Annotated in this window: 10 protein-coding genes; 6 read left to right on the top strand and 4 right to left on the bottom strand. The window is 71.1% G+C overall.

Features of this window, described 5'->3' with window-relative positions; genetic code table 11:
* Window positions 1–1,248: an extracellular solute-binding protein gene (locus OHA88_RS38125; RefSeq protein WP_328629892.1), complete on the bottom strand. Its 1,248-nt coding sequence runs from the start codon at window positions 1,246–1,248 to the stop codon at window positions 1–3.
* Window positions 1,249–1,461: 213 nt separating this feature from the next.
* On the opposite strand from OHA88_RS38125, the gene OHA88_RS38120 reads away from it, so the two are divergent.
* Both OHA88_RS38120 and OHA88_RS38115 read left to right on the top strand, forming a co-directional pair.
* On the top strand, window positions 1,462–2,520 hold the full coding sequence (locus OHA88_RS38120; protein ID WP_326602125.1) for a LacI family DNA-binding transcriptional regulator: 1,059 nt from the start codon (window positions 1,462–1,464) through the stop codon (window positions 2,518–2,520).
* A gap of 391 nt (window positions 2,521–2,911) precedes the next feature.
* Window positions 2,912–5,566, top strand: a complete 2,655-nt coding sequence (locus tag OHA88_RS38115) for a SpoIIE family protein phosphatase (RefSeq protein WP_443044391.1) — start codon at window positions 2,912–2,914, stop codon at window positions 5,564–5,566.
* Window positions 5,567–5,668: 102 nt separating this feature from the next.
* Here the strand turns inward: OHA88_RS38115 and OHA88_RS38110 are convergent, their stop codons facing one another.
* On the bottom strand, window positions 5,669–6,385 hold the full coding sequence (locus OHA88_RS38110; protein WP_328628859.1) for a cupin domain-containing protein: 717 nt from the start codon (window positions 6,383–6,385) through the stop codon (window positions 5,669–5,671).
* Between the two features lie 240 nt (window positions 6,386–6,625).
* Between OHA88_RS38110 and OHA88_RS38105 the strand changes: the two genes are divergently transcribed.
* The 4 genes from OHA88_RS38105 to OHA88_RS38090 all read left to right on the top strand — a co-directional run bounded on the left by OHA88_RS38105 (window position 6,626) and on the right by OHA88_RS38090 (window position 10,497).
* Window positions 6,626–7,714 (top strand): WD40/YVTN/BNR-like repeat-containing protein, encoded by a 1,089-nt coding sequence (locus tag OHA88_RS38105; RefSeq protein WP_328628858.1) that lies wholly within the window; start codon window positions 6,626–6,628, stop codon window positions 7,712–7,714.
* A gap of 34 nt (window positions 7,715–7,748) precedes the next feature.
* Window positions 7,749–8,426, top strand: a complete 678-nt coding sequence (locus OHA88_RS38100) for a uracil-DNA glycosylase (protein ID WP_328628857.1) — start codon at window positions 7,749–7,751, stop codon at window positions 8,424–8,426.
* A complete protein-coding gene (locus OHA88_RS38095; protein ID WP_328628856.1) occupies window positions 8,423–9,454 on the top strand; it encodes an N-acetylglucosamine kinase in 1,032 nt (343 codons plus the stop codon). Before OHA88_RS38100 ends, OHA88_RS38095 begins: the two co-directional genes overlap by 4 nt.
* 119 nt (window positions 9,455–9,573) lie before the next feature.
* Window positions 9,574–10,497: a sirohydrochlorin chelatase gene (locus tag OHA88_RS38090; RefSeq protein WP_328628855.1), complete on the top strand. Its 924-nt coding sequence runs from the start codon at window positions 9,574–9,576 to the stop codon at window positions 10,495–10,497.
* Between the two features lie 127 nt (window positions 10,498–10,624).
* On the opposite strand, the gene OHA88_RS38085 is transcribed toward OHA88_RS38090, so the two are convergent.
* On the bottom strand, window positions 10,625–11,692 hold the full coding sequence (locus OHA88_RS38085) for a lactonase family protein (protein ID WP_328628854.1): 1,068 nt from the start codon (window positions 11,690–11,692) through the stop codon (window positions 10,625–10,627).
* Between the two features lie 134 nt (window positions 11,693–11,826).
* Complete coding sequence (locus tag OHA88_RS38080; protein WP_328628853.1) at window positions 11,827–13,341, bottom strand: FUSC family protein; 1,515 nt, start codon at window positions 13,339–13,341, stop codon at window positions 11,827–11,829.
* Window positions 13,342–13,856 lie beyond the last annotated feature (515 nt).

Here is a 13,856-nt window from a genome sequence, read left to right as displayed (position 1 = left end):
TTACTTGACGGCCTTCATCGCTGCGACGAACTGCTCAGGGGTGGACTTGCCGGCGAACAGCTTGCTGAGCTCGGTGAGCAGCGGGGTGGCGTACTGGGACTCCAGTGCCTGGTCCCACGAGAGCGTGAAGCTGGGCGCCTTCTGGACCAGGCTGTACTGGTCGTTGGCGAACTGCGGGTTGGGCGACGTGCTGAGCATCGAGGCCGCGTTGGACGTGGTGGGGATGTCCCCGTTGTCGACCAGGGCCTTGGCGTACTCCTGCGAGGCCATCGTCTTCAGGAAGGCGATCGCGGCGTCCTTGTGCTTGGTGCGCGCGTTGATCGACCAGTAGTTGGTCGGGTTGCCCACCACGTCCGCCGCGTCGCCGACGCCGCCGGCCACGGTCGGGAAGGCGGTCCAGCCCAGGTCCTTCTTGGCGAACTCCGGCGCCTTGCCCAGCTGGGTCGAGTACTCCCACGAGCCCATGAGGTGCATGGCGGCCTTGCCCTTGTTGAGGAGCGTGGGCGCGCCACCGTTGCCGTAGTCGACGGAGTTGAAGTTCTTGCCGAAGGCACCCTGGTCGACGAGCTCCTTGACGGTCTGGGCCGCCTTCAGCACTGCCGGGTCGCCCCAGCCGGAGGTGTCGCCGTTCTGGATCTTCTGGAAGACCTCGGGTCCGCCGATCCGGTCGAGCAGGTACTCCATCCACATCAGCTCGGGCCACTTGTCGGCGCCGCCGAGAGCGAAGGGCGTGATGCCCTTGGCCTTGAAGGTGGTGATGGCGTTCTGCAGGTCCTCCCAGGTCTTGGGGGCCTCAAGCTTGTTCTCGGCGAAGAGCGTCTTGTTGTAGAAGAGCATCACGGGCTGCATGCCGCGCATCGGCACGCCGTAGATCTTCCCGTCGAGACTGCCCGCCGTCATGATCGACGGAAGGAATCCGTCCTTGAGCGTGGCGTCGTTCTTCACGGTGGAGGTGAGGTCGACAAGCTGCTTCGCGTCGACGTACGGCTTGATCGAGCCGCCACCCCAGTTGAAGAACACGTCGGGCGCGCTGGGCGAGCCCATTGCGCTGCGGAGCTTGTTGACGTAGTCGGTGCCGGGGACCGACACCAGCTTGACCTTGACCTTGGAGGTCTTGTTGAACTTCGTGACCGCGGCCTGCTGAACCTTGACCGCGTCATCGCCGTAGACGTATGCGGTGATGGTTCCACCGTCGCTACCGCTGCCCCCGCTCGTACCGCAACCCGCCAGCAGACCGGCCATTACCATGGCCGCACCCGCTGCGGTCCATCTCGCCGTACGCGTGCCCTGAGTGAAAATGCCCGACCGCATGACCGCACCTCTGTCGAATGTTTCGGGATGTCTTTCGAATGTTGCCGGAACCGTACGGTCGTGTTTCGGGCACGTCAAGAGGTTCGCGGAAGGATTTTCCGAACCCTGACCCCTTCCCCGATCCGAGGGACATGAAGCTACGATTCCTGCATGAGCCCTGCAAAGGTCCAGTCACCACAGGAGAAGGCGTCTGCCGACGTGCCGTCGCAGAGCACCGCCACGCTGGCGGAGATCGCTCGCGCGGCCGGAGTCTCGGCACCGACAGTTTCGAAAGTGCTGAACGGCCGAGCCGACGTCGCCCCCGGTACGCGCACCAGGGTGGAGGAGTTGCTGCTGCTCCACGGCTACCGCCGCAGGCGGGGTTCCACGGCGCAGTCGCAGCTGATCGATCTGGTTTTCCACGAGCTCGACAGCGGCTGGGCCATGGAGGTCGTCCGAGGCGTCGAGAACGTCGCCCGGGAGGAGGGGCTGAGCCTGGTGCTCTCCGAGAGCGCGGGCCGGCTGACACCGGGCCAGACCTGGGTGGACGGCGTGCTGGCCCGTCGGCCGGTGGGTGTGATCCTGGTGCTTTCGGATCTGACCGCGGCCCAGCGCGCCCAGCTGACCAGCCGCAACATCCCCTTCGCGGTGGTCGATCCGGCGGGTGACCCGGGTGACGACGTGCCGTCGGTCGGAACGACGAACTGGCAGGGCGGGCTGGCCGCCACGCGTCATCTGACCGGTCTCGGGCACCGGCGGATCGGTGTCATCAGCGGCCCGTCCCGGATGATGTGCAGCCGAGCCCGGGTCGACGGCTACCGGGCCGCCATGGAGACCGCGGGGCTGCCCATCGATCCCGATCTGGTCCGGGAGGGCGAGTTCTCGCACGAGGACGGCTACACCGCGGGGCTGGAACTCCTGCGGCTGCCCGAGCCGCCCACCGCCATCTTCGCCGGAAACGACCTGCAGGCACTCGGCGTCTACGAGGCCGCTCGCGAGCTGGGCCTGCGCATTCCGGAGGACCTCAGCGTCGTCGGCTTCGACGATCTGCCCCTCACCCGGTGGATCGGGCCGCCGCTCACCACGGTGCGCCAGCCGCTCATCGAGATGGCCGAGACCGCCGCCCGGCTGGTCCTCGATCTCAGCCGGGGCCAGCAGCCCGCGACCACTCGGGTCGACCTCGCGACCAACCTGGTGGTGCGCAGCAGCACAGCGGCCCCGCGCCTCTGACGTCTCGTCCGACCTGCGGCCGGGCCCCCAGCGGTTTCACGACAGAGGTGATCGTTCGCCCGGGGGCGGGCAGGTCGCGGTCGGTGCGGACGACGGTCTCGGTGGCGGCGGGGCACCCGCCGACCAGGCCTCGGGCGCGGACGCGGGCGGCAGCCAAGCGGGCCGGCGCCTCCGACGAGGGCAGGGGCCGGCCGAGGCCACCATCTGCCGGAGGGGCGCTGTGACGGCCCCGCCCCGGGTACCGCACCCGTTGCCCATGCAAGCGATCCTCTTCGAATTCTTGTATGGACATAGCTGGTAAAAAGGAGCTATGGGCAGCTTTGGCAGATGTATGGCAAGGCTCCGACCATCGCGCCCTGGGCGCTCCCATACCTTGCTCGGCGTGCGCTCCGTGGCCGGGCAGGTGCTGCTTCTGGAGCTGGCGCTGGTGGTGCTGATCGTCGCCGTGGCCGCGTTCTCGCTCGTGTGGCAGGGCCGGCATGCCGCCGTTCAGGAAGCCCGAAGCCGTTCGAACGCCGTCGCCGTCACGTTCGCTCACTCCCCCGGCATCGTGACGGCGCTGGACGGCCCGGATCCCACCGCCGTGCTGGAGCCGCTTACCGACGAGGTCCGGAAAAGCACACACGTCGAGTACGTCGTCGTGTCCAGCACACGCGGTATCCGCTACACCCACCCCGATCGCGCGCTGATCGGCAAGCACGTCCTCGGCCCGTACAAGGAGGCGGCTCTCGGGCACGGCTTCACCCGAACGTTCACGGGGAGCCGGGGGCCGGCCGTGACCTCGGTGGTGCCCGTACCGCGGTCCGACGGCTCGACCGCCGGTCTGGTGTCCGTGGGCATCAAGGTCACGAACGTGAACAAGATGGCCGACCGCGAACTGCCGGTGCTGGCCGGCTCCGCGGTGGTCGCACTTGCCCTCACCTCCGGCGGAGCGGCGCTGGTCAGCCGACGTCTGCGGCGGCAGACGCGCGGGCTCGGCCCCGCCGAGATGACGCGACTGTACGACCATCACGCCGCGGTGCTGCACTCCGTACGCGAAGGTGTGCTCATCATCGACGGCGACGGACGGCTGGTGTTGGCCAACGACGAGGCCCGGCGGCTGCTGCGCCTGCCTGCGGACGCCGAGGGGCGCCCGATGACAGATGTCGGCCTGCCTCCTCCCCTCGCGGAACTGCTCGCCTCCGGCCGTGTCGCCTCCGACGAGGTGAGCATGGCCGGCGACCGGCTGCTGGCCGTCAATCTGCGGCCCACCGACGAACACGGCGGACCCGCCGGGACCGTCGCGACCCTGCGGGACACGACGGAACTGGCCGCCCTTGCCGGCCGGGCCGCAGAGGTACGGGGGCGGCTCCTGCTGTTGCACGCGGCCGGTGCGCGCATCGGGACGACCCTGGATGTGACCCGGACCGCGGAGGAGCTGGCGGAAGTGGTGGTCCCCCGTTTCGCCGACTTCGCCTCGGTCGACCTCGCCGAGTCCGTGCTGCACGGTGAGGAGCCGTCGGTGCCGCTCGGCACCGTGCTGGACATGCGGCGTACGGCTGCGGCAGGCGTGCGCGGCGACCACCCCTTCTATCCGATCGGAAGGATCATCGGGTTCGTTCCCACCAGCCCGCCGGCCCTGGGCCTGATCAGTGGGCACACGATGCTGGTGCCGGACCTGTCCGCCGAGCCGCGCTGGCAGGGGCCCGACCCCGAACAGGCGGCGAAAATCCTCGCGTACGGTGTCCACTCCCTGCTCTCCGTTCCGCTGCACGCCCGCGGTGCGGTCCTGGGCATGGCGAATTTCTGGCGGGCGGAGAATCCGGAACCCTTCGACCGGGACGATCTGACGTTCGCCGAGGAACTGGTCGCCCGGGCAGCCGTCTGTGTCGACAACGCCCGCCGCTACACCCGCGAGCACGAGATGGCGGTGACGCTGCAGCGCAGCCTGCTGCCCCGCGGCCTGCCCGAGCAGGACGCTCTCGACGTCGCATACCGCTATATGCCGGCTCAGGAGGGGGTGGGCGGCGACTGGTTCGATGTCATCCCGCTGACCGGTACCCGCGTCGCACTGGTCGTCGGTGACGTCGTCGGGCACGGTCTGCACGCCGCCGCGACGATGGGCCGCCTGCGCACCGCGGTCCACAATTTCTCCACGCTGGACCTGCCGGCCGACGAACTCCTCGCGCGCGTCGACGAACTGGTGGCACGCATCGACCAGGAGGAGCACGCCGACGGCGGGCGCGCGGAGGTCACGGGAGCAACCTGCCTGTACGCCGTCTACGACCCGGTGGCCGGCACCTGCTCCGTCGCCCGGGCCGGCCATCCCGGTCCCGTCCTGGTGCTGCCCGACGGCACGGTGCAGTTCCCCGACGTCCCGGCAGGCCTGCCTCTGGGCATCGGCGGACTGCCTTTCGAGGCAGTGGAGTTGCCGCTGCCGGAGGGGACCCGTCTGGTGCTCTACACCGACGGTCTCGTCCAGTCGCGCGAGCAGGATTTCGATACCGGCCTCGACACGTTGCGCGACACCCTGGCCGGACAGCACCGCACTCCGGAGGAGACCTGCGACGACCTGATCACAGCGCTCCTGCCCACCCCTCCGGGTGACGACGCCGCCGTCCTGGTCGCCGCTACGCGCATCCTCGCCCCCTCCCGCATCGGCGAATGGGACATCGAGCCCGACCCGTCGGCCGTCGCCGGGGTCCGCAAGGAAGTGTCCCAGTGGCTCACCGACCGGGGGCTGGAGGAAGAGATCTTCGCCACCGAGCTGATCCTCAGTGAGCTGGTCACCAATGCCATCCGCTACGGCGGCGCCCCGATCCGCGTCCGGATGCTGCACGACCGCTCGCTGATCTGCGAAGTGTCCGACTCCGGGAGCACCGCACCGCATCTGCGGTATGCGTCGACGACGGACGAGGGCGGCCGCGGTCTGTACCTCGTCGCCCAGTTCGCCGACCGGTGGGGCACCCGCTACACCGCCAAGGGCAAGGTCATCTGGTCCGAACAGACGCCGGGCGCGGGTGGAGCGCCGGCATTCGAGTGGTCCGACGACGCCTTGGGGCTCTGAGCGCGCCACCAGGAGCAACGGAGGCCAAGGAGCACGACGGACGCGCCCACCAGCTGCGGTCGCACCCGGTGAGCACGGCCTGAGCCGCCGCCCGCCGTGGAATCAGCCGCCGTAGACATCGAGACGGCCGCACATCCCGAACTTTCGGTACGCCGAAGGCTGTTCGGCGTGCACACAGGCAAGGGCGAGATGGCCACTGTCGCCCTGCGCCAGGGAGTCCAGCTGTTCACCGGTTGCCCGGGACGCGGCGGCGGCGCCCTGTTCCCAGCGCCCCCGCCAGTCGTCCGTCCGGTGCTTCACGAGCGCGGCGGCCGCGCGGTGGAAGGCGGCGAGCGGCTCGGGGTCGCCGGCCTCGGTGGCGCGGCGCAGCGCGAGAAAGCCCTCGACGGCGAGATCGCGGCGGACGCGGGCGGCGCGTTCCTGTTCCGGCTCTGCCGCGTCGGCGGGGAGTGCGGCCGCCGCGCGGTAGGTGTCGGTGTCCGTCAGGCACCGGGGCGGCAGGGTGAGAACGGCGTCCCCGGCTTCGGGCAGTCCGCTGTTCTGCATGAGGACGACGATGCACAGGGCGTCGTCGTTGACGAGGCGGTGGATCGTGCCGGGGGTGAACCACACCAGGGACCCGGCGGTCAGGGGCGTCTGCCGGAAGCCGGACGTGGTGAGGGTCTGCACGGAGCCGGCTCCGCCGACCACCACATACCCCTCGGAACAGGTGAGGTGGAGGTGGGGCGTACCCCCGCGCAGTCCGTCCTCGGTGGGCCAGTCGTAGACCCTGAGGTGGGAGACGGCCACGGCGCCGGGCAGTCCTTCGAAGGTCACCACGGGTGCTCCTGGGTCCGGATCGACGACGGGGCAAGCGCTTTCTCCCGCACGCTACGGCCCGCTACGGACGGTGGTCAAGACGGCCCGTGCGGATGCGGCCGCAGCTCCCCTGCCGGAGGCTCGCCCTTCGCCCGCCACCCCCGTCCGACCTGCAGAGACATCGTCTCTGCACACCACTGTCAGTGGCCGGGTGCAGACTGGCCCGTGTCCGCGACAAAGGCGTTTCGGAAGGGGTCGGTCATGACCGACGTACTGCTCACTGTGGGAACCCGTAAAGGACTTTTCATCGGCCGAAGGCGTGGTGGCGCCTGGGAGTTCGGCGCCCCGCACTTCAATGCGCAGGCGATCTACTCGATCGCCATCGACACCCGCGGTCCGGTGCCCCGGCTGCTGGTCGGAGGGGACAGTGCGCACTGGGGGCCGTCGGTGTTCCACTCCGACGACCTGGGCGCGACATGGGTCGAGCCGCAGCAACCGGCGGTGAAATTCCCGTCGTTCACCGGCGCCTCGCTGGAGCGGGTCTGGCAGCTGCACCCGGCGGGGGACGAGGCGCCCGACGTCGTGTACGCGGGGACGGAGCCGGCCGCGCTCTTCCGCTCGGAGGACCGCGGGGAGTCGTTCGAGCTGGTCCGCCCGCTGTGGGAGCATCCGACGCGTTCGAAGTGGGTGCCGGGCGGGGGCGGTGAGGGGCTCCACACGATCCTGACCGATCCGAGGGATGCGCAGGACGTGACCGTCGCGGTCTCCACGGCCGGGGTGTTCCGCACCAAGGACGGCGGCGCGAGCTGGGCCCCGTCGAACAAGGGGGTGTCGGCGGTCTTCCTGCCGGATCCGAACCCGGAGTTCGGTCAGTGTGTCCACAAGGTCGCCCGGGACGCGGTCGATCCGGACCGGCTCTATCTGCAGAACCACTGGGGTGTGTTCCGCAGCGACGACTCCGGGGACAGCTGGACGGACATCGGCGAGGGGCTGCCGTCCGACTTCGGCTTCGCCGCTGCGGCCCACCCGCACCGGGCGCAGACGGCGTACATCTTCCCGATCAACGCCGACGCCGACCGCGTCCCGGCCGAGCACCGCTGCCGGGTGTTCCGCACGAGCGACGCCGGCAACAGCTGGGAGCCGCTGTCCGCCGGACTGCCCGAGGAGACGCATTACGGCACGGTGCTGCGTGACGCGCTCTGTACGGACAACGCCGACCCGGCCGGGGTCTACTTCGGCAATCGCAACGGCGAGGTGTACGCGAGCAGGGACGACGGGGACAGCTGGGAGCAGCTCGCCTCACATCTGCCGGACGTTCTCTGCGTTCGGGCGACGGCCATCGGCGGTTGATCGGTCCGGTCGTATGAGCAGTAGAGTGCGGCCCGTGGCAGCAAGACCGTTGAAAGAGATCATCGAACCGGGCTGGGCTCAGGCCCTGGACCCCGTGGCCGAACGCATCGCCGCGATGGGCGACTTCCTGCGCGCGGAGATCGCCGCAGGGCGTACCTACCTGCCCGCGGGGCCGAATGTGCTGCGGGCGTTCCAGCAGCCCTTCGACGAGGTGCGAGTCCTGATCGTCGGTCAGGACCCGTACCCGACGCCGGGACATGCGGTGGGACTGAGCTTCTCGGTGGCGCCCGATGTGCGGCCGCTGCCGGGCAGCCTGGAGAACATCTACCGGGAGCTGCACACGGATCTGGGACTGCCCCGACCGTCCAACGGCGACCTGACGCCCTGGACCCGGCAGGGGGTGCTGCTGCTCAACAGGGCACTGACCACGGCGCCCCGTCGGCCTGCGGCGCACCGTGGCAAGGGCTGGGAGGAAGTGACCGAGCAGGCGATCCGGGCGCTGGTGGCGCGGGGCACACCGCTGGTGTCGATCCTGTGGGGGCGTGACGCCCGGAATCTGAGGCCGTTGCTGGGCGACTTCCCGGCGATCGAGTCCTCGCATCCCTCCCCCATGTCCGCGGACCGCGGGTTCTTCGGCTCGCGGCCGTTCAGCCGGGCCAATGAACTGCTGGAGCGCCAGGGAGCGCAACCGGTCGACTGGCGGCTGCCGTGACCGCCGCCGCGGGGCCGTACGTCCTCGGGGTGGACTCGGGCGGTTCGGGATTGCGGGTGGCGCTCGGCGTGGTCGGGGCCGCGAAGCCGGTGGCCACCGTGGTCTGCGCCGCACCGGTGCGTACCGGACCGGCCGGGATCGATGCCGGACACCTGCTGGAACAGCTGCTTCCCGCCACCCGGGAGCTGCGTGCCCGGGCAGGTGAGCAGGACCGGGCCGCCGAAGGCTCCACCATCGCCGCCGTGGCGATCGGCGCCGCCGGCATGGCGACGCTGGGGGACCAGCTGCGCGCCGAGCTTCCAGGGGCCCTGGAGAGCGCGCTCGGGGTACGGCTGCTGGCGCTGGCCGCCGATGCGGTGACCGCGTACGCCGGAGCGGTCGGACAACGGCCGGGGGCGGTCGTCGCCGGCGGCACGGGCATGATCGCGCTGGGCACGGATCTGACGAGCTGGCGCCGGGCCGACGGCTGGGGTCACCTGCTCGGCGACAGCGGCGGCGGCGCCTGGATCGGCCGGGCCGGCCTCGATGCCGCCATGCGCGCACATGACGGGCGGCGCGGCGGATCGGCCGCGTTGCTGGCCCGGCTGGAAGCGGTGTTCGGTCCGGCGGCGGATATGCCCGGCGTGCTCTATCCGCGCACCGACCGGCCCGCGCTGCTGGCCTCGTTCGCCCCCGAGGTCGCCGCGTGCGCCGGGGACGATCCGGTCGCCGCAGGCATCCTGCGGGACGCCGCCGGACATATCGCGGAGGCGGCCGCGGCGGTGTGCCCGCAGCTCGGGGCGGACAACGAGGCGTGCGAAGTGGCCCTGACCGGTGGCTTGTTCCGGATGGGCGACCCGCTCCTCGTACCGTTGCGCGAAGAGCTCGCCCGGCAACTGCCGCAGGCGCGGACGGTCCCCGGTTCGGGTGATCCGCTGACCGGTTCGCTACGCATCGCTGAGGCGCTGGCCACCGGTGATCTGCGGTTGCCGCTGCACCCGACAATGCTGTTCGTACCCGCCTACGGGCCTGGACAGGAGGGCCGGTAAGGACCGACAGAGCAGGGCAGTTGGCCGGTAAGCCATTCATCGGATAAAAGCGGACAGATAACGCCCGACTGGGCCCTCCCCGAACAGCGGGGCACCCAAAACCAGTAGCATGCGGCGCCATGAGCACCCCCACTGGGCCCGCTTCCGGCCTGCCTGTACGAATGCCGCGACCTCGCCAGTCCGGACGGCACCGCCGCCCGGAGCCCGTGGTCGCACCTGAGGGCGCTGCCGCGCTCGTTCTTGCCGTTCCCGGTACCCCCTCGGCGGCCACCCGCAGCCTGGCCGAAGAGGTCATCAGCATTGCCCGGTCCGAGCTGCCCGGTCTCAACGCACGGATCGGTTATCTCGACGGCGACGACGCCGAATACCCCACGCTCGCCTCCGTGCTCGCGCACGCTGCCGCCGAGCGCATCGCGCGCTACGAGCAGGCGAAGGCCGCAGGCCGTGAGGTCGCCGAGCCCGAGGGGCCGGCCGCCGTCGTGGTGCCGCTGCTCGCGGGACCGGACAGCGCCCTGCTCCGGCGGATACGCCAAGCCGTCATGGACAGCCGCGCGCAGGTCGAGCTGACCGATGTGCTCGGTCCGCACCCGCTGCTCGCCGAGGCGCTGCACGTACGCCTCTCCGAGGCCGGTCTGGCCCGCGCCGACCGCGCCAGGCTGTTCACCGTGGCCACGGCCGCCGATGGCATCGTGCTGGCCACCGTGGGTGGCGAGGAGGCCGTGCAGGCCGCCGGGATCACCGGCATGCTGCTGGCTGCCCGGCTCGCGGTACCGGTGATGGCCGCGGCCCTCGATGTCGAGGGTTCGGTCGCGTCGATCGCCGAGCAGCTGACGGGCTCCGGTTCGGTGCAGCTGGCCCTGGCGCCGTACCTGGTGGGTCCCGAGATCGCGGAGGGGCTGCTGGACGCCGCCGCGAAGGAGGCGGGCTGCGCGACGGCCGAGCCGCTCGGTGCGTACCCGGCGATCGGCAAGCTCGTGCTGTCGATGTACATGACGGCGCTGGGCATCGCCCCTGGAACGCCGCAGGGGGCTCAGGCCTTCTGACCTGGCAGGCACAGGGCAGCGGGGCCCGTACCGGAGGATTCGACCGGTACGGGCCCCGCTGTGTGCTGTGTGGACGCGTGCTCTGTGCCGTGTACTGCGCGCTGCTCGGTCGTGCGGTCGGTCCGCGTCAGCCGAAGACGACGCAGGAGGCCGCTGGAGCCGTCAGGGAGCCCCTGTGGCACGGGATGCCGGTCGTCGCGTCGACGGCGAACCAGCTGACGTTCCCGGCCCGCTCATTGGCCGCGTAGAGCCACTGGCCGGTGGGGTCGAGGGCCAGGTCGCGCGGCCAGTGGCCACCGCAGCCCACGTTCGTGACCAGGGACGCCTTCTCGCCCGATGCGTCGAGAGCGAGGACGGCGATGCTGTCGTGCCCCCGGTTGGCGGCCCAGAGGAACCGTCCGTCGTACGAGACGACCACCGCGGACGGGTAGACGACGGCCGCGGGGTCGGCGACCACGTCCTCGGGCACGACGGCTGTCTCGGCGACCGGCTCGAGGACTCCGGTGGCCGGGTCCCAGCGGCAGACGGTGACGGTCGGTTCGAGCTCGTTCAGGACATAGGCGTGCGCGCCCGCGGGGTGGAAGGCCAGATGCCGCGGTCCGGTGCCCGGCCGCAGCGCGGTCTCGCCGTGCAGACGCAGCGTCCCGCTGCTCGGGTCGAGGGCGCAGATCCGTATCGAGTCGGTCCCGAGGTCCACGCTCAGCACCCAGTTCCCCGAGGGGTCGGGCTGCACCTGGTGGGCGTGCGGGGCGTGCTGGCGGTCGGTACGCGGACCGCTGCCCTCGTGCTGGAGCACGGAAGCGGCGGCGCCCAGCGATCCGTCCGCGCGCACCGGGAGGGCGGTGACGCTGCCGGAGCCGTAGTTGGCGGTGATCAGATGGCCGCCGGCGATTGCCAGATGTGTGGGGCCGTCGCCCTCCACCGGCCGTATCTCACCGAGGGGCTGCGGCACATCGCCGGTGATGTCGAGCGCGGCGGCCGCGCCGCTCTCGGTCTCACTGACCGCGTAGAGGGCGGTGGAGCCGGATCCGGGGCCGGGCCCCAGGACCAGATACGAGGGATCGGGGACGGCGTCCGTCGCACCGAGGACGGTCAGCGCCCCGGTCTCCCCGTCCACTGCGGCGACGGTGACTCCCCGCCCGCCCGCCGACGTGAACGACCCGATGAATGCCCGTCCGGCACCGTTGCTGCTCACCGCTGCTGCCCCTCTCCGCCGACTGATCGCCACGGTCCGGGCCGTCGCGATCTTCCGGGGCGACGGTAGCAGTGCACCCTCTGCGGTCTAGACCAGGGCCGCGGCGTCGTCGACCTCCTCCACGGAGCCGCGGGTCAGGCGGGGACGAGCGGGGACCGCGGCGAGGTGTGCAGGGGTGCGGCCAGCTCTGTGAGGGCCCCCTCCAGGGCGTGCAGATGCGTGAGCGCGGCCTCCGCGCCGGGGTGGTGGTGCGGTGCCTGCGCGGGCGCGGCAAGCGGTTCCGTACGGACCGGGCGGGGCTGCGCCAGAGCCAGCACCGCGGCCTCGACCCGACGGCAGGCGGCGTCGAGCCTGGCGTCGTGCGAGGCGTCCGGGTCGGCGGCCACCGCGGCGAGGCCGCGCACCTCGCGTGCGCAGAGGTCGAGCAGTACGAGCACCTGCCGGGCGCGCGTCTTGCGGGCCCGTAGCGGGTTGAGGGGGTGCACCAGCGGGGCGAGCGAGAGCCGGACCCGGCCGAGCAGCGCCTCCAGTTCGGTCACGCGCGGGGCGGGGTCGGCGGTCGGGGAGCCGGCGAGGCGCGCGGCGGCCTCGGCGGTACACGCGTGCACACAGCGCAGCGCCCGCTGGATCCAGGCATCGGTGGTCGCGTGGAGGCTGACGGGCAGCACGAGGACGACGGCGAGCGCCGCCCCGAGAGCTCCGGCCCCGGTCTCCGTGAGCCGCAGGACGAGGAGTCCCGGGTTCAGTACACCGAGCAGCCCGTAGAGCAGTCCGGCCATCACGGTCACGAAGAAGACCATCCAGCTGTAGGAGACAGCGGCGGTGTAGAAGATCCCGAAGACGCAGAGGGCGACGAGGACGGCGGTGAGAGCCGTGTCTCCGTGCAGCGGGACGGCGACGAGCAGCCCGACGGCGATGCCGACCACCGTGCCGAGGACCCGGCGGAAGCCACGGACCAGCGTCTCGCCCCGCGAGGCGGTGTTCACGAAAATCCACCAGACGGTGCCGACGGCCCAGTACCAGCGGTCCGCGGAGAGAAGCTGTCCGACGCCCAGTGCGAAGGCAGCGGCAGCGGTCGCCTGGATCGCCTGACGCGTGGTCGTGCGGGCCAGACCGCTGCCGCCGTGAAGCGCCGGCACGACAGGCACCGGCAGTCGCCGTTCGTAGCACCAGAGACCGAAGCGGACGGTCGATGAGGTGACGAGGGAGAGCGCGACGGCGGCGTACAGCTCGGGCAGCTGGCCCGGAACGGCGTGCAGGAACTGCGCCATGAAGAACGCCATGAACGCGAAGATCCCGAGGGCATGGCCGCGCGGCCCCCAGCGGCGCGCGTACACCCCGGCGCACACGACGGCGAGGAACGCCAGATCGCGCGCGAGCGGGTAGTCGTGCAGCCCCGTCGCCAGCGCCAGCACCGGAAAGCCGGCGAGGGGCAGCAGCGAGGTGGTGAGCGCCTGATCCCTGACCCTGGCGTCGGTGACGGTGAAGAGTGCGAGCAGTGCGGCGAGGCCGCCGGCGACGGCCGCGGGAAGCGAGTGCGAGGCGAGGCCCGAGAAGGTCACGGCGAGGCCGATACCGACGACGGCCCGGGACGCGTTGCGCAGCCGCAGCCGTCCCGGGTCCGGAGCCACCAACATCCGCTTCAGCACCGCTTGGCTCTCCCCACTATGTCCTGGCATGAAAAAGGCGCCGCGGGATCCGCAGCGCCATCGACTGGGTTCATGACAGCATCCGAACACCATCTGGCTCAAGTCGGCCCGAGCTCTCTGGGCCATTGGCACAGTCTGCTGCCCTTTCGCTGTGCCATGGGAACACCAATGGACCATGCCGGACCCGACTGTCTCTCACGGCTCGCCCGGGCGTGGTCTCCGATGCAGCCGGGCGGCGCCGGCAGGCCGGGCCCCCTGCCGCGACCGACGTGGCGAGCGGATCGCGAAGACAGCCGTACCGGTCACGGCGGCAGACCTGCCGCCCGCGGTCCGGGGCGATGCCGTCGAACCGGGCCCTGACACCCGCGCGCCCCCCAAGGCAAAAACCACGCAACGTGACCGGTAACACTCTGCGATTCCCGTCGCGGCCGAACCGCTGATCATCTCGGCCCCACACCTCACCCCCCGCTCACGCATCACAGGCAGTTACGCCACATGACCTCGCATTCGAAGGT

The organism is Streptomyces sp. NBC_00353, from assembly GCF_036108815.1.
Taxonomy (GTDB): domain Bacteria; phylum Actinomycetota; class Actinomycetes; order Streptomycetales; family Streptomycetaceae; genus Streptomyces.
The sequence above is the reverse complement of the archived record's forward strand: the minus strand, read 5'-3'. Positions and strand labels throughout refer to the sequence as shown.